At 51.4% G+C, this 24,837-nt stretch carries 27 protein-coding genes and 1 pseudogene; 7 read left to right on the top strand and 21 right to left on the bottom strand.

The annotated features are described in order from the left end of the window. Window position 1: 1 nt before the first annotated feature. The 12 genes and pseudogenes from IRJ17_RS16725 to IRJ17_RS16680 all read right to left on the bottom strand — a co-directional run bounded on the left by IRJ17_RS16725 (window position 2) and on the right by IRJ17_RS16680 (window position 8,015). Window positions 2-392, bottom strand: a pseudogene (locus tag IRJ17_RS16725) (phage holin family protein). Window positions 393-1,054: 662 nt separating this feature from the next. Beyond that, a complete protein-coding gene (locus IRJ17_RS28185; RefSeq protein WP_254223122.1) occupies window positions 1,055-1,189 on the bottom strand; it encodes a CD1375 family protein in 135 nt (44 codons plus the stop codon). A gap of 44 nt (window positions 1,190-1,233) precedes the next feature. Continuing rightward, window positions 1,234-1,350: a CD1375 family protein gene (locus tag IRJ17_RS28180; protein WP_255679063.1), complete on the bottom strand. Its 117-nt coding sequence runs from the start codon at window positions 1,348-1,350 to the stop codon at window positions 1,234-1,236. Continuing rightward, window positions 1,326-1,544, bottom strand: a complete 219-nt coding sequence (locus IRJ17_RS16720; RefSeq protein ID WP_242771146.1) for a hypothetical protein — start codon at window positions 1,542-1,544, stop codon at window positions 1,326-1,328. The genes IRJ17_RS28180 and IRJ17_RS16720 overlap by 25 nt, the downstream gene beginning before the upstream one ends. A gap of 238 nt (window positions 1,545-1,782) precedes the next feature. Continuing rightward, window positions 1,783-1,968: a hypothetical protein gene (locus IRJ17_RS16715; protein WP_242771143.1), complete on the bottom strand. Its 186-nt coding sequence runs from the start codon at window positions 1,966-1,968 to the stop codon at window positions 1,783-1,785. 257 nt (window positions 1,969-2,225) lie between these two features. Further along, window positions 2,226-2,363, bottom strand: a complete 138-nt coding sequence (locus IRJ17_RS16710; protein WP_242771141.1) for a DUF4376 domain-containing protein — start codon at window positions 2,361-2,363, stop codon at window positions 2,226-2,228. A 263-nt stretch (window positions 2,364-2,626) separates the two neighbouring features. Further along, window positions 2,627-3,961 carry a type I glutamate--ammonia ligase gene (glnA, locus tag IRJ17_RS16705; protein WP_122965289.1) on the bottom strand — a complete coding sequence of 445 codons (1,335 nt, stop codon included), beginning with the start codon at window positions 3,959-3,961 and terminating at the stop codon, window positions 2,627-2,629. A gap of 34 nt (window positions 3,962-3,995) precedes the next feature. After that, window positions 3,996-4,406 (bottom strand): MerR family transcriptional regulator, encoded by a 411-nt coding sequence (locus tag IRJ17_RS16700; RefSeq protein WP_063230129.1) that lies wholly within the window; start codon window positions 4,404-4,406, stop codon window positions 3,996-3,998. 251 nt (window positions 4,407-4,657) lie between these two features. Beyond that, the gene (locus IRJ17_RS16695) at window positions 4,658-5,935 is read right to left on the bottom strand and encodes a methionine gamma-lyase family protein (RefSeq protein WP_122965287.1); all 1,278 of its coding nucleotides are present in this window, start codon (window positions 5,933-5,935) and stop codon (window positions 4,658-4,660) included. An 8-nt stretch (window positions 5,936-5,943) separates the two neighbouring features. After that, window positions 5,944-7,236: a GTPase HflX gene (gene hflX, locus IRJ17_RS16690; RefSeq protein ID WP_173596525.1), complete on the bottom strand. Its 1,293-nt coding sequence runs from the start codon at window positions 7,234-7,236 to the stop codon at window positions 5,944-5,946. Between the two features lie 98 nt (window positions 7,237-7,334). Next, complete coding sequence (locus tag IRJ17_RS16685; protein ID WP_242771139.1) at window positions 7,335-7,625, bottom strand: hypothetical protein; 291 nt, start codon at window positions 7,623-7,625, stop codon at window positions 7,335-7,337. A 21-nt stretch (window positions 7,626-7,646) separates the two neighbouring features. Continuing rightward, window positions 7,647-8,015, bottom strand: a complete 369-nt coding sequence (locus tag IRJ17_RS16680) for a hypothetical protein (protein WP_242771137.1) — start codon at window positions 8,013-8,015, stop codon at window positions 7,647-7,649. 225 nt (window positions 8,016-8,240) lie between these two features. Here IRJ17_RS16680 and IRJ17_RS16675 point away from each other — a divergent pair, with 225 nt between their 5' ends. Then, window positions 8,241-9,191, top strand: coding sequence for an AAA family ATPase (locus IRJ17_RS16675; RefSeq protein ID WP_122965284.1), 951 nt, complete (start codon window positions 8,241-8,243; stop codon window positions 9,189-9,191). A gap of 76 nt (window positions 9,192-9,267) precedes the next feature. On the opposite strand, the gene IRJ17_RS16670 is transcribed toward IRJ17_RS16675, so the two are convergent. Continuing rightward, the gene (locus tag IRJ17_RS16670) at window positions 9,268-10,050 is read right to left on the bottom strand and encodes a DUF4184 family protein (RefSeq protein ID WP_242771135.1); all 783 of its coding nucleotides are present in this window, start codon (window positions 10,048-10,050) and stop codon (window positions 9,268-9,270) included. Between the two features lie 17 nt (window positions 10,051-10,067). Beyond that, on the bottom strand, window positions 10,068-10,553 hold the full coding sequence (gene infC / locus IRJ17_RS16665; RefSeq protein WP_063227528.1) for a translation initiation factor IF-3: 486 nt from the start codon (window positions 10,551-10,553) through the stop codon (window positions 10,068-10,070). 201 nt (window positions 10,554-10,754) lie between these two features. Here infC and IRJ17_RS16660 point away from each other — a divergent pair, with 201 nt between their 5' ends. The 3 genes from IRJ17_RS16660 to IRJ17_RS16650 all read left to right on the top strand — a co-directional run bounded on the left by IRJ17_RS16660 (window position 10,755) and on the right by IRJ17_RS16650 (window position 13,119). Then, window positions 10,755-11,225 (top strand): MarR family winged helix-turn-helix transcriptional regulator, encoded by a 471-nt coding sequence (locus IRJ17_RS16660; RefSeq protein WP_173596519.1) that lies wholly within the window; start codon window positions 10,755-10,757, stop codon window positions 11,223-11,225. Window positions 11,226-11,273: 48 nt separating this feature from the next. After that, a complete protein-coding gene (locus IRJ17_RS16655) occupies window positions 11,274-12,500 on the top strand; it encodes a multidrug effflux MFS transporter (RefSeq protein WP_242771133.1) in 1,227 nt (408 codons plus the stop codon). 193 nt (window positions 12,501-12,693) lie between these two features. Then, on the top strand, window positions 12,694-13,119 hold the full coding sequence (locus IRJ17_RS16650; protein WP_122965281.1) for a VOC family protein: 426 nt from the start codon (window positions 12,694-12,696) through the stop codon (window positions 13,117-13,119). A gap of 146 nt (window positions 13,120-13,265) precedes the next feature. Here the strand turns inward: IRJ17_RS16650 and IRJ17_RS16645 are convergent, their stop codons facing one another. Next, entirely contained in the window at window positions 13,266-13,622 is a 357-nt protein-coding gene (locus IRJ17_RS16645) for a GIY-YIG nuclease family protein (RefSeq protein WP_122965280.1), read from the bottom strand. Between the two features lie 272 nt (window positions 13,623-13,894). Here IRJ17_RS16645 and IRJ17_RS16640 point away from each other — a divergent pair, with 272 nt between their 5' ends. The 3 genes from IRJ17_RS16640 (at window position 13,895) to IRJ17_RS16630 (ending at window position 16,812) form a co-directional block, all read left to right on the top strand. Beyond that, entirely contained in the window at window positions 13,895-14,374 is a 480-nt protein-coding gene (locus tag IRJ17_RS16640) for a DUF6530 family protein (protein ID WP_122965279.1), read from the top strand. A gap of 222 nt (window positions 14,375-14,596) precedes the next feature. Continuing rightward, a complete protein-coding gene (locus IRJ17_RS16635; RefSeq protein ID WP_122965482.1) occupies window positions 14,597-15,718 on the top strand; it encodes an AAA family ATPase in 1,122 nt (373 codons plus the stop codon). A gap of 74 nt (window positions 15,719-15,792) precedes the next feature. Next, on the top strand, window positions 15,793-16,812 hold the full coding sequence (locus IRJ17_RS16630) for a vWA domain-containing protein (protein WP_122965278.1): 1,020 nt from the start codon (window positions 15,793-15,795) through the stop codon (window positions 16,810-16,812). Between the two features lie 145 nt (window positions 16,813-16,957). On the opposite strand, the gene hfq is transcribed toward IRJ17_RS16630, so the two are convergent. The 6 genes from hfq to mutS all read right to left on the bottom strand — a co-directional run bounded on the left by hfq (window position 16,958) and on the right by mutS (window position 24,824). Beyond that, window positions 16,958-17,197 (bottom strand): RNA chaperone Hfq, encoded by a 240-nt coding sequence (hfq, locus tag IRJ17_RS16625; protein WP_063227534.1) that lies wholly within the window; start codon window positions 17,195-17,197, stop codon window positions 16,958-16,960. Between the two features lie 29 nt (window positions 17,198-17,226). Next, window positions 17,227-18,186, bottom strand: a complete 960-nt coding sequence (gene miaA, locus IRJ17_RS16620) for a tRNA (adenosine(37)-N6)-dimethylallyltransferase MiaA (protein WP_173596514.1) — start codon at window positions 18,184-18,186, stop codon at window positions 17,227-17,229. Further along, window positions 18,183-18,968 (bottom strand): class I SAM-dependent methyltransferase, encoded by a 786-nt coding sequence (locus tag IRJ17_RS16615; RefSeq protein ID WP_242771131.1) that lies wholly within the window; start codon window positions 18,966-18,968, stop codon window positions 18,183-18,185. The genes miaA and IRJ17_RS16615 overlap by 4 nt, the downstream gene beginning before the upstream one ends. A gap of 255 nt (window positions 18,969-19,223) precedes the next feature. Continuing rightward, the gene (locus IRJ17_RS16610; RefSeq protein WP_242771129.1) at window positions 19,224-19,940 is read right to left on the bottom strand and encodes a Kelch repeat-containing protein; all 717 of its coding nucleotides are present in this window, start codon (window positions 19,938-19,940) and stop codon (window positions 19,224-19,226) included. Window positions 19,941-20,084: 144 nt separating this feature from the next. Continuing rightward, a complete protein-coding gene (gene mutL, locus IRJ17_RS16605) occupies window positions 20,085-22,226 on the bottom strand; it encodes a DNA mismatch repair endonuclease MutL (protein ID WP_242771127.1) in 2,142 nt (713 codons plus the stop codon). Window positions 22,227-22,250: 24 nt separating this feature from the next. Further along, entirely contained in the window at window positions 22,251-24,824 is a 2,574-nt protein-coding gene (gene mutS, locus IRJ17_RS16600) for a DNA mismatch repair protein MutS (protein ID WP_242771124.1), read from the bottom strand. Between the last annotated feature and the right edge of the window lie 13 nt (window positions 24,825-24,837).

Here is a 24,837-nt window from a genome sequence, read left to right as displayed (position 1 = left end):
GTTATTTCCCTTCCCCTCTCCCTTTTAGTACCTCTACTACTCGCTTAATTAATTCGGGAACGGGCAGGCCAATGCGTCCCGCGTTCTCGATAATGCTTAGCAGCTCATTTGCCAGGTAAAAAAAGATCGTCGCGGATGAAATTTTGGTCACCAAGCGACATGTCGATCAGATGCACCATCGCAACCATGCAAAAGATGAACAACTTCCGCGCAATGCCGATCATACCGACCTTGCTTTTTAACTTTCCTTCCATTCCGGCTGCAATCAGGCCAGTGACAAAATCAAAAATGACGCATGCGAGTAGCACACTGAGCAATGCTGACCAGCCGCCAAAAAGAAACGAGGCTGCTGCGCCTCCGATAGCAATTCCTGTTTTGATAAAGTTGTCCATTCGCTCTTCTTCCTCTCTCCCCTCGGTGCAGTAAAAATTGCCCCGGTCGGCTCGGGGCTGGCTCATGGTCTAGTTGATAAAAAATACCCCCGGGATTTCCCGAGGGCCATTGATGGAAGCAAAGATATTAATTAAACTTAAAAACCCAAGAGTGCGTGCGGGTGACGCCGGTGATGTCAGTGTAATCAAATGATACCGTTGTTTCCCCTACCCCAACCTTATCTACGATCAACGATACATTCATCGCACCATGCTGGATTCTAGGGTTTCCTACAGCAGGATCACTGCTTCTCGCGTTCGAAAATGTAACCGTACCAGGGCCATTCGCTTGATCCAGGAAGATTGCACTGAGATTGTGATTGTATGGTAATTCCTGTGGACCAAATGCTGCTCCATCTTCAAACATTGTTCCAAGATTAAATATTGGTGTGCTATTCTCGACTTATTCCCTTCTCTTTACGAGGGTTTTCGTTCGAGCCTACACCGTGCAGGCGACTTTCATCGCACACGGCGTTCCATCAACGGATAAGAAAGAAAATTCACAATGGGCGTTTTTATTGTACACCAATTATGTCTGCATTGACACAAATTGTTTTCGACAAATATATAGGGAGCCACATTAGCCGCCCCCATAAAAAACACCCCTTTCAACGAATGGAGCATTACACCAAAGGCTTACCTTCAGTGCCTAGCCCCAATGCTTCCGGGTCTTCTTTTACGGCTGGTTTCAAGCCAACCGACACACTGTTGTATATGCGGCGGCCAGCGACGATCAGAGCAACGTAGATCGCTACCAAAATGTCCTCACCTCCCCCCCAAAGATACGAACCAGATGCCAAGATTAATTAGCGCTGATTTCAGCATCAAGCATCGCCTGCACTTCCTCTCGAAGATGCGCGGGAACTTGTTCCATCTCCCGCCTGCCTGCCTTGATCAAACTGTAGTAAATTGCTGCCACTCTGCCGTCCCTCCTGGCATCTGCTCTTTCAACATCAGCAACTCCTCATACAGTTGAGCAGTTGCCTCCATGATTGTGAACTTGTCATTTTTTTCGGCGACCAGCTCCGCCTCCAGCCTGACAATCTTTTGTTCCGGCGTTTCCTGCTGCTTTTTGCGAATTTCCGTGATGGACTCTTGATTGCTGAACTTCATCAGTCAAAAGCACCTCCGTATCCATAGACGTGGACGCGTTGCATGGCATCAGTCCATCCTTACTGATCCCGTCCTGACCCGGCCAATCCACCCCAACGCAATGCCTGTAAGTCCAGACACAACTGTAATAACTGTGATCATGCCGTCAAAATTCATGTTCCTATCCCCTTCCTCATCCGGGAACAAAAATTTCCCCGATCTGTTCGGGACTGGCTCTCGGTCTTGTTGTCATGTAAAGCTACGCGACTCTTTGCAGCAGGCTTGACCGTGCCAAATCAGCAGGCGAAACCTTGCCGATATCGCCGCTCCTCAGCCTGATGCCCGCTGCCGCAAACATCTTGTCCACCGTCCCGATGTGCGCCTGGATAAATTCGGTCATTGTGGCAACCTGCTCCGCTGTCAGCTCGCCGCGATATCGGTACACGTCACATTGCCACGGTGGATAATTATTGTGGTGCCGCTACAATGGAAACCGCCAATCCATCTCCGCAATGTGCATGTCATCCAGCACGATAGCAAGGTGACTGTATGGTGAGTCAGTAAACCACTGTATAGCCCCCGCCAAAGGCGAGCGACCAGATACAAAAAGAAGGTCCAAGCGCTTCAAGTCCATGCGCTCGACCTCCTACCAGTTGACAGATTTCACTTGTTTTTTTGTTTCAGCAGCTTCGACCTGAGCTTTCAGGTCCAGTACCTAGCGATTTGCTCCTGCTTATGCTGTCCTGCCTCCAGCACCACCTCAATGCACTGTTCCCGCGTCAGGCTGACGATGCCCGCGTCTTCCGTTTTCCATTGCGTCTCGGCAAGATCAGGTTTCAACAGAAATAGCGTGCTCTGCTGGTTGAAGTTTGCCTAGTCTTCCTCGTTGAAACGGAACTGGCGTCCGGTCGACGCAGAGGTAAAGCCTGTGTAAATCGCCTTGAAGCACTCCCGGTTCGGCCCTTCACGAGAAAATTTGAAGACCATATGCAGAAGATTTATGAGTGATTTGTGGGTACGCTTGTGGGTGAGGCGATTTTTACACCCGCACCTACCAAAACAAAAAACCCCTCGCACCATAAGGTACAAGGGGTTTGGACTTCTTAGTAAGCAGCCATGTACTGCTCGCGCTCCCAGTCGTGAACGCGTGTGCGGAACATGTCCCACTCGATTTCTTTTGCTTCGATGAAGTGCATCAGTGCATGCTCGCCCAGCGCTTCGCAGATCACTGGATCGGCTTTCAGGCACTCGATTGCTTCTTTCAATGTTGCTGGCAAGTTTTCGATGCCGTTTGCTTCGCGATCTTGCTCAGTCATCACGTAGATGTTGCGATCGATGGCTGGCGGCACAGTCACTTTGTTTTTGATACCATCCAAGCCTGCTTTCAGCATGACAGCCAAAGCGAGGTATGGGTTTGTTGCCGGGTCTGGGCTGCGCACCTCGATGCGAGTTCCCATGCCGCGGGAGGCAGGGATACGGATCAAAGGAGAGCGGTTCTTCGCGGACCATGCCACATAGCAAGGCGCTTCATAGCCAGGCACCAGACGTTTGTAGGAGTTCACCAACGGGTTGGTGATCGCTGTGAAACCGCGAGCATGCTGCAAAATACCTGCGAGGTAATGCTTCGCTGTTTGGCTCAAGCCCATTTCGTCTGTCTCGTCATAAAAAGCATTTTCATTGCCACGGAACAAGGATTGGTTCGCGTGCATACCGGAACCTGCTACGCCGTACAGCGGTTTTGGCATGAATGTCGCATGCAAGCCGTGTTTTTGTGCAATCGTTTTGACAACCAGCTTGAACGTCAAGATTTGGTCAGCTGCTTGCAAAGCATTTGCGTATTTGAAGTCGATCTCGTGTTGGCCTGGAGCCACTTCGTGGTGAGAAGCTTCGATTTCAAAGCCCATTTTTTCCAGCGTCAAAACGATATCGCGACGGCAGTTTTCGCCGAGGTCGAGTGGAGCAAAGTCAAAATAGCCACCCTGATCGTTCAGGTCAAGCGTAGGTTCGCCTTTGTCGTTGAGCTTGAACAGGAAGAACTCAGGTTCTGGTCCCACGTTAAACGCGGAGAAGCCCATTTCTTCTGCTTCTTTCAGCGCGCGTTTCAAAATGTAGCGAGGGTCACCCTCGAATGGAGAGCCATCTGGCATATAGATGTCACAGATCAGACGTGCAACTTTCCCATGCTCGTTACCCCACGGGAATACAACCCAAGTATCCAAATCCGGTACCAGGTACATATCCGATTCCTCAATACGAACAAAACCTTCGATAGAAGAACCGTCAAACATCATTTTGTTGTCCAATGCTTTCGGCAGTTGGGAAGAAGGAATCTCCACATTTTTGATAATCCCCAGCAGGTCGGTAAACTGCAGACGGATGTATCTCACGTCCTCTTCTTGGGCCAATCGCATAATGTCTTCTCTTGTGTACTTGCTCACATTTCTCTCCTCCTGTCTCTCTCACAACTTTATATCAGTGGAAGAAGCGGGAAAGCTCTCCACGAATCAATGCGTCCTCGCCTGGGCGGGCTGCATTGCGATACATGATTTGTTGCCTTAGCAGCTGATGCAGTTCCTTGTCAGACATGTCCTTGCGCTTCACTTCGGACGTTGTAGAAATTTCCGTCGGTTCCATGACAGGCTCTTGCAATTTCAAGACTTGCTTGATCCCTGCAATGTTGAGCCCTTTTTCAATCAGTTCCTTGATCTCCAACAGTCGGTCTACATCATTGAAGGAGAAAAGCCGCTGCTTTCCTTCCGTGCGAGCCGGTTGAATCAGGTCATTTTGCTCATAGTAGCGTATCTGTCTCGCAGTGAGATCAGTCAGCTTCATGACGATCCCAATTGGAAAGAGGGCCATATTCCGGCGAAGGTCATCACTCATGACTTGTCCCTCCTCTATCGTTTTCCTTATGCTTTATTTTATGCAAAAGCACAAACACTGTCAACGGATGTTAGAAAATATTACGCAAGAAAGTTACCTCTTTTGAAAAAATCCACGTTATCCCCGTATGGAACCCACGACATGCCTGTCTCAATGGTTGTTTTTCGCATTACCGTCCGCGCACAGTCGAATAGCAAAAAGACGGCTTCTCCCTTCACGAGAGAATGCCGTCTTTCCTTTGTAAAAAGCGTTTACGCCTCAGGCAATTCGAGCAATCCTTTGTCCAGCAAGCCGTTTAACGCCGTCAAAATCCCTACTTTGACATGCGAGTACGTCAAACCGCCTTGCACAAAGCCCAAGTATGGCGGGCGAATCGGACCGTCTGCGGAAAACTCGATGCTCGCTCCTTGAATGAACGTTCCCGCCGCCATAATAACCGGGTCTGCATACCCCGGCATTTCGCTCGGGTACGGCGTGACGTGCGAATCGACGGGAGCTGCTTTTTGAATCCCTTGGCAAAAAGTAATCAGCCGTTCCGCACTGCCAAAAGCGACAGACTGAATGAGGTCCGTGCGTGGTTCATGCCAGAGCGGATTGGTCTGAAAGCCGAGTCGTTCCAGCAGCGCCGAGGAGAACACCGCGCCTTTCAGCGCTTCTCCCACGACGTGTGGCGCCAGGAAAAAGCCTTGAAACATTTCCAACAGCGAGTACAGCGAAGCTCCACCCTCTGCGCCAATCCCTGGTGCTGCCATCCGGAACGAAGCGAGACGCACAAGGTCTTCCCGCCCGACGATGTATCCGCCAGTCTTGACCAGACCGCCGCCCGGGTTTTTGATGAGCGAACCAGCCATAATATCGGCGCCGACATGCAGCGGCTCCAGCTCTTCCGTAAATTCACCGTAGCAGTTGTCCACGAACACGATCAGCGCCGGATTAATTTCCTTGACCATGCGGATCATCTCGCGGATTTTGGCGATCGTAAAGGACGGACGATCCGCATAACCGCGCGAGCGCTGGATGCCAATCACTTTTGTCTTGGGCGTAATCGCCTGCGCCACCGCGACAAAATCGATTTCGCCCTCCGGTGTCAAAGGCACATAGCTGTACCCGATCCCGTATTCTTTCAGCGAACCTTGGCCTTCGCCGCGCACACCTACGACCTCTTCCAACGTGTCATACGGCTTGCCCGTGATGTAGAGCAAATCGTCGCCAGGACGCAAAATCCCAAACAGCGAGATGGCAATCGCATGTGTTCCGGAAATGATGTGCGGTCTAACCAGCGCCGCCTCTCCGCCAAAAACGTCTGCGTAGATCGATTCCAGCGTAGCCCGGCCAGAGTCGTCGTATCCGTATCCGGTCGATGGCGAAAAGTGAAATTCGTTTACCTCATGCTTTTGAAAAGAGCGCAGCACCTTCAATTGATTGGTGTCCACCAGCGCGGAAATTTGACGATGTCTTTCGGAGATCATCGCTTCTACCTCCAGGACGAGAGGACGAAGCTTTTCCCCGTGAGAAAAATATTGAAACATAGGTGATCTTACCAACTCTCTTCAACAGTCTCTGGTTTATCCAGGAGAAAAGGAGCAATCCGCCCATAGATCGGATGGTCCCGGTTCACGCGTACAGTGACCAGGTATGACTCCTCTTCTTCATTAAATTGCTGTTCCATTTCAACCCCTTCACGATGCAAAAGGGACAAAATATCTCCGCGCTCCACCGGAACACGCAGCTTCAGTTCATGGAAGGAAGCGAGCGCAAAGGCTTCCAGTCTCGCCAGCAGCTTTTGCTGATCCTCCTTGCGCATGGCCGAAATGAGGATTGAATCCTCCGCATGCGGCAAGTAAGACCGTTCTGTCAAAAGGTCCGCTTTGTTGAATACGACGAGTTGCGGAATTTCTTCCGCTTTCAACTCGCGCAAAATTTTATCGACAACCTCCATGTGCACCCGAAAATCAGGATGGTGGCTATCGACCACATGCAAAATCAAATCTGCTTCCTTTACCCCTTCCAACGTAGAGCGGAACGCAGCGACCAAGCTCGTCGGCAAATCCTGAATGAATCCAACGGTATCTGTCAGGAGCACTTCCAGGCCGCTTGGCAACTCCAGCTGTCTTGTCGTCGGGTCCAATGTGGCAAACAGCTTATCTTCTTGCAGCGTATTGGCTTGCGTCAATTGATTGAGAATGGTCGATTTTCCCGCGTTTGTATACCCGACCAGCGCAATCTGGAACACTTTGTTTTTCTTGCGGCGCTCCCGATGCAGCTGTCTCGTGCGGACGGTGTCTTCCAACTGCTGTTTCAGCTCGCTGATCCGTTTGCGGATATGGCGTCGGTCGCTTTCCAGCTTGGTTTCACCGGGACCGCGCGTACCGATTCCCCCGCCAAGCCGGGAAAGCTGTTTACCCTGTCCGGCGAGACGTGGCAACAAATAGTTGTACTGGGCAAGCTCGACTTGAATTTTCCCTTCGCGGGACTGCGCCCGTCCAGCAAATATATCCAGAATGAGCTGCGTCCGGTCGATGACCTTGCAATCGAATATCCTGTCGAGATTGCGCGTCTGACTCGGCGACAGCTCGTCGTTGAAAATGACCACATCAATGTCCAGCTCATGGGCCTTTTCGGCAATTTCATCAATTTTGCCCGTCCCGAGATACCAGGCCGAGTCGATTCGATCCCGGTTCTGCGTCACGACATCGAGCACCTCAACGCCAGCAGTGGCAGCCAACTCATGCAATTCTTCCATGGAGAGACGTGTTCGCTCTGCATCGCGGTTATCCAAAAAGCAACCGACCAAGATCGCCGTTTCTTTCGTTTTGATCAGATCGTTCACCGATTCACGCCCTTTCTTCTCTTATCATACCACATTTTGCCCATTTCGTTACGGGTGTGATGTGTGGTATGGACCGCCTTGTTTCCATTAGCAAATTTTCAATTACCACTTGAGGCTTCCCCTTTATATTCAAGCCATTGTATCCAAGTAGGGTGGCGAGAGTCAGTCAACATGAGATCGTAATTAGCATCCTCGACAACATGATCATAGTTGATCCAGCTCATCTCTTCTAATTGCAAGACGCTTTTAAAGGTATTTACAATCTGAAATATATTGCTGCCAGAACGTACTTCTGAAGGCGTCAAAGTAGCGTTTAGTGTCTCTAGGTGTTCATGTGTAAAACCAAAAACGGCGAAGCTGCCGATATTGGCTTCGGCAAATGATTGCAAGATCAGCTCATCGAAATTGTTTTATATTTCCTCTCTCAGTTCGTCGCCTGCCTGGTTGTATACAATCTCAATCAGATCTCCCTCAGGGTATCTCTCCTGAGCCATTTCCCAAAGCAATCCTTCCTCTAATTCGTAGTTTATTCGCAGGCTGGCAATGATTTTTCCATGATCGTATATGCGATAACCCCAACCATGATCTTCCTCATGGTCAAAATACATGACTGGATATTCATGAGACATGTCCATTATTCCAGCGTCGTTATCACCCTCTGTCAAATAAACGATCCATTTATGATTCAGTTCCTTCATAACAGATCTGCTTTGCGCGTATTTTGCAACTTTCCCCATATGGATGCGCTCCATTAAAAAGCCGGATGTAAACTCGCTCACAAACGATCAGCTCCTCGATTTGAATATTTTACAATACAATGTAAATTTGCATAATACTCTCTACATTTTTCATCGGAAAAAGCAAACCACTTTGAACAGCATCTCAGTGACACCCTTCAAAAATTCCATAATATGTAAATTAACACCTTCATTTTTGAAAAATAGGCAGCTTTTATCGGCTCCCTGAGTATACTTTTTGTATGATGGTCAAGGCAGGTGACACGGGTGAAGCAAGCAGGAGCGAGTTCAGCAGCAGATGTACATGAATCGTCCAGCAGTTCCAATCGTATTCAGGTCGTTTTCAACCGACCGTTGCGTATTAAACAACCGAATACTTTGGCTGAAATTGTTCGTGCTTCAGCAAGTGCCAATTTGGCTTCTGTCTTTGATGAGTTGGAAAATCTGATTGGCTTGCATGAAGCCAAAAAGACGATTTACGAAATTTATGCGCTCATCAAAATGAATAAAGAACGGGAAAAGCATGGACTGAAAATCGAAAAGCAAGTATTCCACATGGTGTTCAAAGGAAATCCTGGCACAGGAAAAACAACGATCGCCCGACTGTTCGGCAAAATCTTTAAAGAAATGGGGGTATTGTCAAAAGGCCACTTGATTGAGGTCGAGCGCGCAGATCTTGTGGGGGAATTTATCGGGCATACGGCCCAAAAAACAAGAGATTTGGTCAAAAAAGCGCTTGGCGGCATCTTGTTCATCGATGAAGCTTATTCGTTGGCGCGCGGCGGCGAAAAAGATTTTGGAAAAGAAGCCATCGACTGCCTGACGAAATCACTTGAAGATTACGGCAATGAGTTTGTTTGTATCATCGCCGGGTACAACGAGGAGATGGACTCTTTTCTTGAACTCAATCCAGGAATGCCCTCCCGCTTTCCGGTTCACATCAAGTTTACTGACTACGATGCAGATGAATTAATGGAAATTGCTCATCTAATGTCAAAGAACAAGGAATACGAACTGAGCAAGGACGCCAGTGAGAAATTGAGACGGCGAGTAACGGCAGCTCTTAACGATCCTTTCATCGAGAACTTCAGCAATGCGCGATTTGTTCGAAATAACATCGAAAAAGCAATCCGGGTGCAAGCTGTACGCTTGTTGAAGGTGTATGAGCCAACGAAAGAAGATTTACTGACGCTAAAATCCGAGGATTTCACCATATAGGGCTGCCGCGTCTCCCCATCCATACAATGAAATCCCTCTCAAGAAGGAGGGATTTTTTCGTTGCCAGCATTCTTTTCTAAGCTTTATTTTTCAAGCCGAACCTACTCACCACTGGAGCGAAAAGGCACACCCCGAGCAATGCCCCCGAGATGAACGGAACGACATGCTGCAGCGGATACAAGACAGGCGAAACGCCTTTGACAAAAAGCGCATCCCAACAAGCTACGGCCATGCCCACGGCCGCTACGCCAATCCAAAACAGCCCTTTCACATGCGCTGCCGCCTGCTCGACTTGGATACTTCTCTCCCTCCGCTCACGCCCACAACGCCAGATGACGTACACAATAGCCAGTCCGCCCACCAGCGTACTCCCGTGCTGGAGCAGCTTGTAGACGGGAACCTCCCAAGCAGCAAGCGAAATGCGTTGTTGCAGCAAGGCAAATCGTTCCACCATGCTTCCCCGGTCATGGGTAAAAGAATCCCAGAGGACGTGACTGAAGCTTCCCAGCAAAGCGGAATAAGCGAAAATCACAAACGATAAAAAGAAGCTTCGCCCTCGCCCGCGATTCGCCTGGTCCCAGCCCTTGTCGCCAGCCAAGCCCTTTGCCACCCACAGGGGCACAACCGCCAGCAAGCCTTTCTCCACGACAAACCGATACAGCAAATAAAGCAGCATGACGAGCGGCAAGTCAAAGGTAAACAGTCCGAGTGTCGTATGGCTGTAGACGCTGTAAGGCGCCAACCGCAAAAAATACTCAAAGTCCGGAGCCATGCTGCCAAGCACAAGCGCCGGGAACGATACCCAGGCAAACTTTCTTAGCGGCAGCACAATCGCCGGATGCGAAAAAGTAAATGGCATGAAATCACTCGCTTTGTTTATTTGGGGAGCAGGACGGCAACAACTTGTTTGCCGCTCACTTGAATCCCTTTATCTTGTTTTCCGCAATGCGCCAGCTCTTTGACCAGCCCCTCGACGAGCTTTTTCGCTTCCTGGCTCTCTTTTTTCTCCAGGCGCACGGTCAATTGCACGGCGTCGCCTGCCGCCAATATTTTTTCGGCTTGTCGCTTTTTCGTCTCGTAATCGTGATCTTCGATAAAAGCGCTCAGGCGCAGCTCTTTTACTTTCATGCCTTTTTCTGCCTTGCGCTGCTTGGCCTTTTCGCGATTGAGCTGTTCTTTATGATTCGTGCGGTTTACGAGTTGGCACGGAGGCGGGCTTGTCGCCAGCGAGAGGCACACCAGGTCGACGCCTTGCTCTTTTGCCATTTGCAACGCGACTTTGGTAGCGACAATCCCGAGGTCTTCTCCGTCCACTCCAGTGAGGCTGACTTCTGCCGCTTTTATTTGTTCGTTCACAATCATCTTTGCTCACCCTGTCCTTTCATTTCCAAATAACTTACATTCTACAGCTTGCTGCTCCTCTCCTTCCTTTTGTTCGCAACATTCTTGGTCAACCTCATGACGAGCGCGCTTTGTTTTTGTATAATAGATCAGTATTGACAGTGGATTGAGAATCATTTACATTTACATTCTGTTAGCCAGCTAACAAACGGGGGTACTCTGGTGGAATTTGATTATTCTACTGCTTTGACGCATGCAATGGGCCATGTGATGAAGCTTCACAAGAAGAACGTTGAATACTTGATTCAAAACTATGACGTCTATCCGGGACAGCCCATCCTCCTCATGCGTCTTGCCCACACAGACGGCTTGATTCAGAAAGAGCTGGCCAGACGAATCCAGGTCAAACCGGCTACTCTTACCGTCATGATCAATCGCATGGAAAAATGCGGTCTGGTCGAACGTCGTGCTGACGAACGCGACCAGCGAATCTCGCGGGTTTTTCTCACAGACAAAGGTCGTTTGGCGACAAAAGCTGTCAAGGAAGCACTGCGCGTTCTTGAACTAAAATGCTTTGAAGATTTTACTGATGAAGAAAAAATCGTTCTGCAAGGCATGCTGGATAGAATGCACGGCAACTTGATGACCTTTTATATGGAAAACACCCAAGCATCTGAAGAAGCCAAAGAGTAGCGGGGGCGTTTGCTTTTCATTCCACAACAGAAAGGTTGGAACATCCCTTTGAACCATGTAGCAAAAGAACTGGACTCATCGGCGCTTGCCGAAAACAAGACGCGCCGCCTGTGGATTGCCACCATTTTAGGCTCGCTTTCGGCGTTTGGCCCTTTGTCGCTGGACATGTATTTGCCTGCTTTGCCGCTTCTGGCTGACGATCTTTCCACCAGTACGTCGATGGCGCAGCTCAGTTTGACCGCCTGCCTCATTGGACTGTCTGTCGGTCAGCTTTTCGCGGGACCGATCAGCGACGTACGCGGACGCAGAATGCCGCTTTTGATCGGACTTATTTTATACGCCTTGTCTTCTTTTTTGTGCGCGGTTGCTCCTTCGATCTATACGTTCATCTTCCTCCGTTTTGTGCAGGGGCTTGCTGGCTCTGCCGGGATCGTCATCGCTCGCGCTACTGTACGCGATTTGTATTCGGGCACAGAGCTGACGAAGTTTTTTGCCCTGCTGATGCTGATTAACGGGATTGCGCCGATTGCCGCGCCTATCGTCGGCGGTCAGCTGCTGGAGTTCACCTCCTGGCACGGCGTGTTTGTCGCACTCGGTCTGATCGGCGCCGTCATGCTGCTCGTCGTCCTGCTCGGATTGCCGGAGACGTTGCCTGTCAATCGCCGTTCCAAAGCCGGAATCGGCAATACGCTCGCCACTTTTGGCGGGCTGGTGAAAGATCGGGTTTTCATGGGCTACGCCTTGTCGCAAGGTCTGGTCACGGCCGCGATGTTCGCTTATATCGCCGGATCGCCCTTTGTGTTCCAGAAAATTTTTGGTGTCTCTCCGCAAGGCTTCAGCATGATTTTTGCCATGAATGGGGTAGGAATTATCATCGCCAGCCAAATTACCGGACGACTTGCCGGAAAAGTCAAAGAGACAAAACTGTTTGTCACTGGCATTTTGCTGGCTGGGCTTGGCGGAATCACGCTGCTCGCCATGATCGTGCTTGACGCTGGGCTGGTTGCCGTGCTCGTGCCTTTGTTCTTCGTCGTTTCCAGCGTCGGTATCGTCGGGGCGACAGGCTTCTCGCTCGCCATGCAAAATCAGAGCAAAGCAGCAGGCAGTGCGTCTGCCTTGCAAGGTCTGCTCTCCTTCATCAGCGGCGGTATTGTCGCTCCGCTGGTCGGAATCGGAGGGGAAGGCACTGCTGTGCCGATGGGCATTGTCATGGCGCTTGCCACCATCGGCTCGATTGTCTGCTATCTGTTCATGATTCGTCGAAAAGCCGCGTAACTTTTCAGATGCGGCGTAGACGCAACAAAACGAGGATTCGCGTATGCGGCCTCGTTTTTTTTTTGACACTATTGCGAACGTATGTTCTTTTGTGGTATCATTTGCTTATGGATGACATTGGAAGCCAGAATACCTGTCTGCTCTCCTGTCGTCAGCCATGACTAGACCACTATTCGAAGGAGCTGATTCCTCCATGTCTTTGCGTCTGATCCCTTATCTTGTCCTGAACGGAAATGCAAGCGAAGCCATCTCGTTTTACGAAAAAGTGTTGGGTGCGCAAGTGCTTTACAAGCAGACGTTTGGCGAAATGCCGGAAGACCCTGAGTACCCGCTCCCGCCAGAAGCCAAAAATCTTGTGGGTCATGCTACACTGCAAATTGGCGACAGCGAATTGATGTTTTCTGACGCGTTTCCTGGACAACCTTATCAGTTAGGCGATCAAGTGACCATTTGCATTTCGTTGGAGGATAAAGCCGAGGCAGAACGCATTTTCGCAGCGCTTCAAGAGGACGGGCAGGTACATCTGCCTTTGCAGGAAACATTCTTCAGCCCTGCCTACGGCAACGTGCGCGACAAGTTCGGTATCACCTTCCAGATTTTCACTAAAGGCGAACAATAATCATCTAAGACCGTTCTGTTTCTTTGTCTGTAGATCATGACATGCCAGCCGTCAGAGCGAGTCGAAACGCGAGAATAACGTGTTTCGGCTCGCTCTCGTTTGTTTGCAATCCATACAGCTTTGCATTCCCTCCACTAGACCCACGCCTATTTCTTTTTCTCCTGATGATAGCCACGTTCTCCATACGGCTGAAGCTTGTCGAGCCATTTTTGTTCCAGTTTTTCCAGCTCATCCTTTTCATCAAAATATCCGTCTTCCTTCTTTTTCAAAACCTCCAACACTTCCGCAACGAACGCCTCTTCTCCATACTCATCCCACTCGCTTTGCAGCTGCTTGTTCATATGCGAGCCGAGTTTGAGCGTGAACAGTTTTCCGTTCATCGTTTTAAGATTGCGGGTACTGCAAATCCACACTTTTTCATTAAGGGTGTTTTTGATTTGATACACGCCCGCCTCTGTCTTCGCTTCCTTAAACGTCTGTTTCAGTTCGTCTTTGCGATTCATCTTGGTTTCTCCTCACTTTTCACGAGCTACACCTGACCTGCAGCCTGTAATAGTCTTCCATCCGTTTTTCTGCCTGTATACTTTCCTCAAGCTCCCTCTCTTCCAAAGAGGGGCGCGGATGGCTCGATAAAAAACAAACAAATTAATATTAAGTTTATATAATAATAAACATAAAAACAAAACGTTTGTCAATCATAACAAAAAAGTATTGCTTCTCGCGAAAAACTCAGATAGACTTTGCAGTAATTTCGAAAAGGAAAGAGGAAAAGAACATGAAAATCTCCGCTACGTCCGAACACAAGCCTGTCGTGGTATCAGAAAACTACGATCGAGTGGACGGCCGTCATGCCAGAAACACGGATGTCCAAGCGCTCTCGCTCGGCTTGACTCGGGAAAGTGACCATAAAAAAGCCGCTATCACAGCCAAGGTGTGGAAAAGCGCGGGAGAAAACGGGGCAAGTCAACCGGAGGAACTCCCGCTCCATCGCGTTCTTGATCTGTCGCTGCTGCTTTGCCGGTCGTTGGCTCATTTTCACGATGCATACAGATATGAGCATTTTTACGATCCGCAAAAGCCCGTTATCGACAGGATTGCCCTGCAAGGCGATGCGTTGAACGTCGCAATCTGCACAGACAACGAAAGTCTCCATGAAGACATCAAGCAGTTCAGCCAAATTTTAAGCGACGACGGGGAACTGATCGGCGAGCGTCTGCGCTCATTGGCAAAAGTTTTAAGAGACATGGGCTATTAGCTTTGTTTAGCCGCAGTTACCCCTGTTTTCATCGGAAGGCTGGTCAACGGGACATTCGTACCCGGCTAGTCGAAGACACGTTTTCCCTCGAAGAAGCGGTACACGCCGCGAGTGAAGCATGGATGATCGGCGATGCCACTTGCCTGCTCCCGCTTGTCGCTGTTGAAAAAAGGCACAAAGCAGAGCAGCACGCCGCATGACGACAATTTGGAGGAACATGGAATGACAGAAAACAGACACGATTATTTATCACCTGATAGACAGTTGACTGATGAAGAAAAAGCACTCGTGTGGAAAAAGCCACCTACCCATCAAGTCAGCGAAGAAGAGCGGCGCATTAGTGACGAAGTCAGGCGCAACTGGCATCGCGGGGAAATGAAGATCGCCAACATTTTGCTGGAGGGCGATGCGGGTTCTGGCAAGACTCAACTGGCAAAAGCTTTATCGGCGAATTTCGGGCTTCCGTACACGAAAGTCACTTGTTTTGCCGATATGGATAAATCAGATATTATTGGAGCTATTTTGCCGGTGATTTCTTCTGAGCGCCTAAACAATTTGCAGCCTGCGCAACAAACCGCCTTAACAGCTCTCTATGAAAACGAAGGATTGGCAAGCGGAACGGAAATTTTGATGAAGGCATTGGGGATTTCCGGGGAGCAAGCCGCCAAAATGATGAAGCAATTAGGGAAGCTTGCCGCGGAAAAGAGCGATGGGGAAGCGATTGAATACCGATTTTACCCTTCTGAAATCGTCAGAGCCTATCAAAAGGGCTATCTTTTGGAAATCCAGGAACCGAACGTGATTCGCGATGCTGCGGTGTTAATGGCGCTAAACTCTGCCCTGGAGCTGGATGGGAGCATCAACCTTCCAACGGAAATCATCCGCAGGCATCCGGACTTCATCGCCGTGATCACGACAAACCGCAGCTATGCCGGAACCAGACCGTTAAACGAGGCACTGCGCGACAGGGTCCAGCATACGGAAAAGATGGATCTGCCGACAAAAGAGGTCATGATCGGGCGCGTCAAGGCCAAAACGGGCTTCCAAGATGAAGAAATGCTGTCTCTCTTAGCGAATGTCATTTTGCTATTGGACAAAACGGCACGAGCCAATGCGATCAAGGGTGTGGCGGGAATGCGTTCGTTCTTTTACTGGGCAGATGCGATTGCCAACGGCATTTCTGCAAAAGCATCGCTTTACCACAAGGTCATCTACAAAATCACGACCGATCCGGAAGAAATTCAGCTTTTGGAAGAAGCACTTGCCCAGCATGAATTGTTTGCCCGTTTGGAGGCAGCCGCTTCTGGTGAGCTAAAAAAAAACGAAACTGGGACGATGCCATAGAAATCAAGACATCCGGGGAGATTGACGACGCTGCTTTTGACACAGACCAGCCACGGGAGCAAACAGGAATCGCCTTGAAAAAATCGGCTGACAGTGACAACAACTCTTCGCAAGTCTCCGACGATCCTGCTCAAATCGAGCGCTCCACTCCGGGGGAAGACGGCACCCCTCGCTATCATCAGGCAAACCCCGAGTCTGCCTCAGAGGAAGCGAAGCAACAGGAGCGCGATTTCCGCAAAAAGCTGAATCAGGCCGCACGAGAGGTCATTTCCGATTCGATTCATCGAAAAGTGAAGCTCATCGTGCACCGCCCTGACTACGATCAGGAAAACCAGCAGGAGTACGTCCGCCTGAGCAAAGGACTCATGCCCATCGTACAACAGCTTGCCAGAAAGACACTTCCCTATTTGGAGCATGAGGTCACTTCCGACTTTGCGCGGAATCGTTACTACGGCAGCAAATTTCAAGCGGACAGCGTTGCCTACAAAGACTACAAATATTTTGCCAAGAAACGCCCGCCAACGGAATCGCCGTCGCTTGTCGTGGGTCTGCGGGTGGACGAATCCGCGTCGATGTCAGCCTTCGGGAGATTGGAGGCGGCCAAACGGGCGGTCATCGCCGTCTATGAATTTTGTCAGCTTTGCCACATTCCTGTGTTGATCTACGGGGATACGGCGGATGTGTCCCGCTTGGAGCAAATGTCCGTCTTCGCCTATGTCGACCTGGACAAAACGGACGCCACTGACCGCTTCCGGCTGATGCGGATTCAAGCCAGAAGCAACAATCGCGACGGGATGGCACTGCGCATTATGGCGGAACGGCTAGTCGTCTGCCCGCAACAGACCAAATTGTTGATCAGCATCAGCGACGGACAACCGAAAGCGCTGGACGACTATACCGGAAGTCATGCGGTTGCCGATATGCAGCAAACGATCCAGGAATACGAACGAAAAGGAGTCGCCTTCCTTGCAGCGGCCATCGGCCAAGACAAGGAGGTCATTAGTGAAATTTACGGAAAGGAACGCTTTTTGGATATGACAAATTTACACGAGTTTCCTGCAAAGCTGGTTCGAATGATTGCCCGGTATTTGTAACTTGCCTGAAAACTCAGCTGACAAAGGCTTTCCGTGTATAAGCGGGGAGCCTTTGTTTGTGTTGCGCTTTTGCAAAGAAAAGCTTGGCAAAAAGAAAAAACCAGAACCTCTAGGGTCCTGGCTGGTGGGCAGAGCATTTCACGACTTATTGCTGGTTGTTGTCTTGAGACATCAGTGAAACTGGGCGTTGCGGAGTGAAAGTGGAGATCGCATGCTTGTATACTAATTGTTGCTTGCCTTCGCTATCAATCACAATCGTGAAATTATCGAACGCTTTAATATACCCGCGCAATTGAAATCCGTTCACAAGGTAAATGGTAACCGCGATGTTTTCTTTCCGCAAATGATTCAAGAACGTATCTTGAATGTTGATCGTCTGTTTCATGTACACTACCCCCTAAAAGGACTTGTATGTTATATATTCGGCAATTGTTGAAACTTTCCTGCCAATATCTGCTTGATAGTTTCCACTGAGTTCGCTTGACAAGCCGGATCGGTCATGTCAAACCACTGGATTTCCGGCATACGGCGGAACCACGACAGCTGTCGTTTGGCAAAATGGCGCGTCCGCTGCTTGATGTCATTGATCGCCTTTTCCAACGTAATTTCACCGTACAGATAAGGAATCAATTCTTTGTAGCCCAAGCCTTGCATCGACACCAGCGAGGCGTCGTAGCCTTTGTCCAGAAGTCCGCGCACTTCCTCGATCAGCCCCGCTTCGATCATCAGCTCGACGCGACGATTGATCCGCTCATACAAAATGGCGCGATCCATCGTGAGTCCGATCATCACCAGTTCGTATGGGGAGTGCTGTGCTCGAAGCTGAAAGTCGGACATTTTGTAGCCCGTACTCTCATAAATCTCCAAAGCGCGAATCACCCGCTTTACATCGTTCGGGTGCAATCGCTCAGCCGTTACAGGATCGACGTCGGCCAATCTCGCGTGCAGCGCATCCACGCCTTCTGTATCCGCCAAACGCTGCAACCTTTCCCGCAGCTCTGGATCTTGTGTGGCTTGTGAAAATTGAAAACGATGGGTAACCGATTCTATGTAGAGACCCGTACCGCCTACGATAAACGGAAGGCCGCCTCGCCCATTGATCGAGCTGATCAGTTGGGTAGCGCTTTCCTGAAACATCGCGACAGAATATTCTTCGTCCGGATTTTTGATATCGATGAGATGATGCGGCACCAGTGCCAATTCGGCTGGCTCCGCCTTCGCCGTCCCGATGTCCATGCCGCGATACACTTGCATGGAATCCCCGGAAATAATCTCGCCGTTGAACTGCTGGGCCAATTCCAGACTGAGTTGGGTCTTGCCGACGGCTGTCGGTCCAACAATGACGACTAGCTTTTCTCTCTCTTGCAAAGTCACTCCCCTCCACCTGTCTCTTTGTAACTGTACACGACCTGCTGGCCGCGAGAGCGAAATGGCGTGAAACCAAAGCGCTCGTGGATTTTGCCTGTTTTCCCTTCCTTCATCACCACGCGCCTTCTTGCTACGCGAAGTGCTTCTGCAATCGCTTCTTCTGTCAATGGCTGCGGGTTGGCAAACTCCCGTACCCCAGCGATGCCTGCCGAGCTTTCCACCGTCATTTCAAACATCGGATCGAAATAAACGACATCGAAAGAGCGGCTCGGCAATCCCTGCATGACTTCCAAATGGTTCCCGCACCGCACTTCAATGCGACGCATGGCTGTCTCCAGCTGTTCCGAGTCAGATGTCCAGTGCTTGAGCCCGTCTTCGACCATGATGGCCAGCACCCGTTCCGATTCGATACCGACTACTTTCCCGTTAGCTCCTGTCGCATGGGAAAACACAATCGCGTCAGCACCCAATCCAAGCGTAGCATCCAACACTTCATCACCTGGCTGAATTTGGCAAGCAACAAGCATAGTATCAGTATCGCCGCGCAACAGCCGCTTTATACGAAAAGCGGAAGTGTTCGGGTGAAAAAAGAAAGGCTTTTTCCCCGGTACCTCCAGGCGCGCTCCTTGCGCTGAAACAACCAGTACCTCGTCGTCGCCATGCCGTTTTCGCAGCTGACTGAGAGAAAGGTCGCCTCGTCTGACTGTCTGTATGCCGAATGTCTGAGCCAAATGTACAGCGTGTCGCAAGGTTTCCTCGGCAGGCTCAAGTCCCGTCGTCACAATCACGTATCTGTTTCCTTTCCGTACGTCTACGCCTCTTCAGGACGGAAACTCTTTTATTGTAAGCAGGATTAATTTGGCGGTCAAATAGAATCTGAGCCAAACTCCCTCTCTTTTCTTATCATATCATGTTTTCCTTCGTCCGTTGCGAGCTTGTGAATTTTTTTACAAAGAATGAATGTACGTAAGCCAAACAGGCCCATAGCGGATTGGGCCTGTTTGGTGGCGATCGCCTTTTCAACGATTGGCGAGCTGGTGATTTTAGTTGTACACGAGACTTCCCGTAATCGCTTCTTCGTTTTCGTTTCCGGCTTCATCGGCGAAAATGCCTGCTGTGAGTTTGATTCGAATGTTCGATCCTTTCGGCACAGTACCCAGCGTAATGTCGAGGTGCTCATCCGATATGACAACACGATCCTCTTCGCCAAAAGCCTGGTCAGCTCCCCCATCAATCGAGTAGGAGAGATTTTGCAAAACGTCCTGTCGGTCGACCTTCAAACGGGCAGCTTCGCTGAACAGCAGCCGGATTTGCAACTGTGGCTGGTAGAACAAGGTGGCTTTTTCGCTTTTCGATGTTTGACCTCCTGCAAGCAGCACCCGTCCATCAGGCAAAAGCGCTGCGCTCGCTCCTTCTCTCGTCATCGTCATATCGGCTGCCTTGCTCCAGCTTTGCGTCTGCGGGTCGTATATTTCCGCGGACTTCAAATAGGCGCGTTTGGACATGCCGCCTGCTACCAATACTCTGCCATCCGCAAGCGCAACGGCAAACGGTTTGAAGCGCTCGATGCTCATCGGCTCGCCAGGCTCCCACGAGTCCGAGTCCGGGTCGTAAATGGTGGTTGTTTTCCATATCTTATCCGGATTGCCGGCAGGATCTCCGCCAACCACAAGGACTCTGCCGTCTGGCAAAATCGCTGCGCCCGGACCATAGCGAACCTCGTCCATCTGGGCAAGACTCGACCATTCATCGTTTTTCACACGTACCGCTCGCCTGTCGCCACCATTCCGCCGCCAATCACGAGACTACATCTCCATCCGCCAGGACAGCCAACGCCCCGCCGAATCGGTCGTCGTTCATCGGCGTTCATCCGAGGGGCGGTATTAGCAAAATGCGTGTTTGCACTACATGACGCGCTTGAACATTTTCTCCAAATCATAGCCAGTAAAGTGAATTACAATCGGCCTGCCGTGCGGACACGTAAACGGGCTGCTCGTCTCGCGCAGCTGATTCAGCAGGCTCTCCATTTCGGCGTGGGTCAAAAAGCGATTGGCTTTGATCGATGCTTTGCACGACATCATGATCGCAGCCTTTTCCCGCATTTGCACAGGATGGGCCTGCCCTTGCTCTCCCGCCTCCAGTACGAACTGAATCAGCTCTTCGATAACTTCCAGCTCGGCTCCTTCCGGGAACCAATGCGGGTGCGCCCTGACGATGAACGTGCGCCCGCCAAAAGCTTCTACTTCCAAGCCGAACGATTGCAGAAGCGACAGCCGTTTTTCCAGTCTGGCCGCCTCCGCGGTCGTGAACTCGACCGTGTGCGGAAACAGCATCATCTGACTGGCCACACCTTCTTCCGCCAGCTTGGCCATGAAATACTCGTAGAAGATGCGCTCCTGGGCGGCGTGCTGGTCGATCAAGTACATCCCTTCATCGTTTTGGGCGACGATGTACGTTCCATGCACCTGTCCGACCGGGTACATGACCGGAACAGCCGACTGCACGCGCTCCTCCGCTACAGGTGCGGCGTTCTGCTCTGGCTCGCTCGCTTGCTCTGCATCAGGTTGAGCAAGTGGAGCGACCATGCCTTCAAGTGGGGCAGTAGAACCAGTCTTCCCTTCAAGCGAGGCAGAAGGACTAGCAGAATCACTCGTTCCTTCAAGGAAAGCAGAAGGAGCGGTGGCAACAGATACGGGCGCGACCTTCTCGAACACGCTCCCTGAAGCGGCGGCCTGCTCTTGTCCTGTTTTCTCTGCTTCTGGAGCAGAACTCGCCAGCCCTTGCTCTTGCTCTGCACGCGGATAAGCTTCGGAAGCTTCCTGAACCTTCCTGCTTTGGGCAAGCGGCAAAAGCTCGCTTGCCGCTTCTTTTTGCAACGGCAACGGCTGGCTTTGCTCCTGCCGCGCCATCCACTCTTGCAGGCGCGGGCTGGCTTCCACAAGTGAGCGCGTCTGCGTCTCCGCGGCTGGCTTGGCAAACGTCAAGTCAAACTGCGGCTGGACGACTTGCGTGGTGATTTTCGCCTTTTGCGGTGTCTCCATCGGTCGGACGATGCCCAAACCTTGCCGGAGCGTCGTTTTGACGGATTGCTCGATTGCCGTACACAGCTCGTCCTCTTTGCTGAACCGCGCCTCCAGCTTGGCAGGATGGACATTGACATCGACAAGCGTCGGGTCCATCTCGATTTGCAGCGCGACGATCGGGAAGCGGCCGATCGGCAAAAGCGTGTGATAGCCGCGCATGATCGCATTGTTGAGCGAATAGCTGCGAACGTAGCGACCGTTGACCAGTGTAGAAAGGTAGGAGCGGTTTGCTCGCGTTACCTCCGTCTTGGACAAAAATCCGTTCCAGCGGAAATCGAGCGTTTCCCCCGAAATCGGAATGAGAAGCTTGGCAATCTGCACACCGTAAATCGCCGCCATGACGTGCAGCAGCTTGCCGTCCCCCGTCGTTTGCAGCAAATTTTTCCCGTTGTGCGTCAAAAGAAAGGAAATCGACGGGTGAGTCAAAGCGAGCCGATTGACGTAATCCGAGATATGCCCAACTTCTGTGGCAATAGACTTCATGTATTTCAACCGGGCAGGTGTATTGAAAAACAGGCTGCGGACACATATTTCCGTCCCTTGCACTGCTGCCGCGTCTGCCACTTCGCTGACTGCGCCGCCTTCGACCAGCAGCCGCGTACCGATCTCGCGGCTCGATCGGTTGCTCGTCAGCTCCATCCGAGACACTGCGGCAATACTCGGCAAAGCTTCGCCGCGAAAGCCGAGTGTGCGAATCCGGAACAAGTCGCGCTGGGTGCTGATCTTGCTCGTCGCATGGCGTTCCAATGCCAGCAAGCAATCGTCCCGATCCATGCCGTGTCCGTTGTCGACAATGCGGATCAGCTCCAGACCGCCTTCCTCCACATGAATCTCAATCGAAGTGGCTTTGGCGTCAATCGCGTTCTCGACCAGCTCTTTGACGACAGATGCCGGACGTTCCACCACTTCACCCGCCGCGATCATATTGGCGAGCTGCTCATCAAGCACTCGAATCGTTCCCATGCGATCCTCCCCTCCCCCCGAAGCTTATTTTTTCTTCAACTGTTGTTTCCACGCGAACAGCTTCATCATCGCATCCATCGGTGTCGTCTGATTCAGGTCGATCTCACGCAAATCGCGCAAAATCTCTTCTTCCTCCGACGACAAAAGCGACACAGGCTCCTCGCGCACAGCGGCAACTGGCGCGGACCAGAGCGACTCTAGCGACATCTGCATGTCGGAAGCAGCCGAACTTGTTGCTTCCAGTCCTGCCAAAATGCTGCGTGCCCGCTCGATGACCCATCCAGGCATTTCCGCCAGCTCCGCCACGTGAATCCCGTAGCTTTTATCTGCCCGGCCTTCTTCGATCTTGTGCAGGAACAACAGCTTGCCGTCTCGCTCCTCGCAGCGGGCGTTCACGTTGACGACGCCTTTCATCGTCTCCGCAAGGCCCGTCAGCTCGTGATAGTGCGTGGAAAACAGCGTCTTGGCACCGATCCGCTGGCAAATGTACTCGATGACCGCCTGTGCCAGCGCCATGCCATCGTACGTAGAAGTCCCGCGACCGATCTCATCGAGCAAGATCAAGCTTTTTGCTGTCGCCTTTTGCAAGGCATGTCTCGTCTCCAGCATCTCGACCATGAACGTACTGTGACCGCCGACGAGGTCGTCAGCCGCTCCGATCCGGGTAAAAATCTGGTCGACAATCGACAGCTTCGCTTCTTTTGCCGGGACGAAACAACCGATTTGCGCCATGACCGTAATGAGGGCGATTTGGCGCATATACGTGCTTTTACCAGCCATGTTCGGTCCCGTGATCAGCAGCACTTGACGCTCTTCCTGGTTCATCCTCACGTCGTTCGCCACGTACTTCTCCCGCTCCAATACGGCTTCCACAACGGGATGGCGGCCGTCCACGATCACGTATTCCCCGTCATCGACAAGCTGCGGGCGCACGAATCCGCGCTCGTCACTGACCGTAGCGAAAGCCTGGAGAACGTCTACAGAGGCAATCCGTTCGGCAAGGCTTTGCAATCTCGGAATGTGCTTGGCGATTTCGCTGCGGACGGCGGCAAACAGCTGGTACTCCAGCTCAATCATTTTTTCCTCTGCTTCGAGAATGAGCGCTTCCCGCTCTTTCAACTCGGGGGTGATGTAGCGCTCTGCGTTGGCGAGTGTTTGCTTGCGCTCGTAACGGCCCGCTGGCACGTTGGCGATGTTGGACTTGGACACCTCGATGTAATAGCCGAACACTTTGTTGAATCCGACTTTCAGCGAGCGAATCCCTGTCGCTTCCCGTTCGCTTTGCTCCAATTGGGCAATCCACGTTTTTCCGTCGCGGCTCGCCGAGTGCAGCTTGTCCAAATATTCATCGTAGCCTGTGCGAATCATTCCGCCTTCCCGCACGGAGATCGGCGGATCGTCGACGAGCGCCGACTGCAAAAAGCTGACGAGGTCTGCGCACTCATCCATGCCGCGGGAAAGCTCCTGCAACACGGGCGCTTTTGTCTGCTCCAAGTACGCTTTCAGCTCAGGAACTGCCGTGAGCGACAATCGCAGCTGAATCAGGTCGCGGGCATTGGCGTTCCCATAGGAAATCCGCCCAGCCAGCCGCTCCAGATCGTACACGCTGTCCAGGCAAGTCCGCAAATCGGAGCGCAGCAACAGATCGGCTTTCAGCGCCTCTACCGCTTCCAGTCTGGCATCCAGTTCCGCGCGTCCGAGCAGCGGCCGCTCGATCCATCTGCGCAAAAGCCGTCCGCCCATCGCGGTTTGCGTCCGGTCCAACAGCCACAAGAGAGAACCTTTTTTCGTCTTGTCGCGGATCGTTTCGGTCAGCTCCAGATTTCTTCGGGAAAAGCCGTCCATTTGCAAATATTGCTTGCTGTCGTAGCGCTTCAAGAGCCGCATGTGCGCGAGACTGCGCTTCTGCGTCGTGCCGATGTAGTAGAGCAGCGCGTTGACGGCCGAGCGCATGGAGACATCCAGCTCTTTCCCTGTTTCGGGATACTGGTTGTCCACCGCAAAAGCATCCAGCTGGTGACTCTCTACAACCGTCGTCGGCAAAGCTGTCTTGGGCAAAGCTTCGACACCGCAGAACACCAGTTCTTTCGGACGGTATTGCAGAGCCTCATCCAGAGCCGACTCCATCTGGCCGAGCACGGATGTGACGTACATTTCTCCTGTACTCATGTCGCATGCGGCAATTCCGACGCGGCCGTCCAGCGCTGCCAAGGCAGCCATGTAGTTGTTTTCCTTGTCGGTAAGCCATTTGCCCTCCATCATCGTGCCGGGCGTAATGACACGGGTCACTTCGCGGCGAACGACCCCTTTGGCTTCTTTCGGGTCTTCCACCTGTTCGCATACCGCTACCTTGTGACCTTTTTTCAACAGTTCCGCTATGTACCCATCCGCAGAATGATGCGGCACGCCACACATCGGAATCCGTTCATCGCCACCACCCTCGCGTCCGGTGAGCGTAATTTCCAGCTCGCGGGACGCGAGAATAGCATCGTCAAAAAACAGTTCGTAAAAGTCGCCTAAGCGAAAAAATAAGAAAGTATCCGGATAGTCTTTTTTGATAGCCAGATACTGCTGAATCATCGGGGTATATTGCGCCATTTTTTTCTTCTCC

The organism is Brevibacillus parabrevis (assembly GCF_022701015.1).
GTDB lineage: Bacteria > Bacillota > Bacilli > Brevibacillales > Brevibacillaceae > Brevibacillus > Brevibacillus parabrevis.
This window is presented reverse-complemented; position numbering and strand designations above follow the sequence as displayed.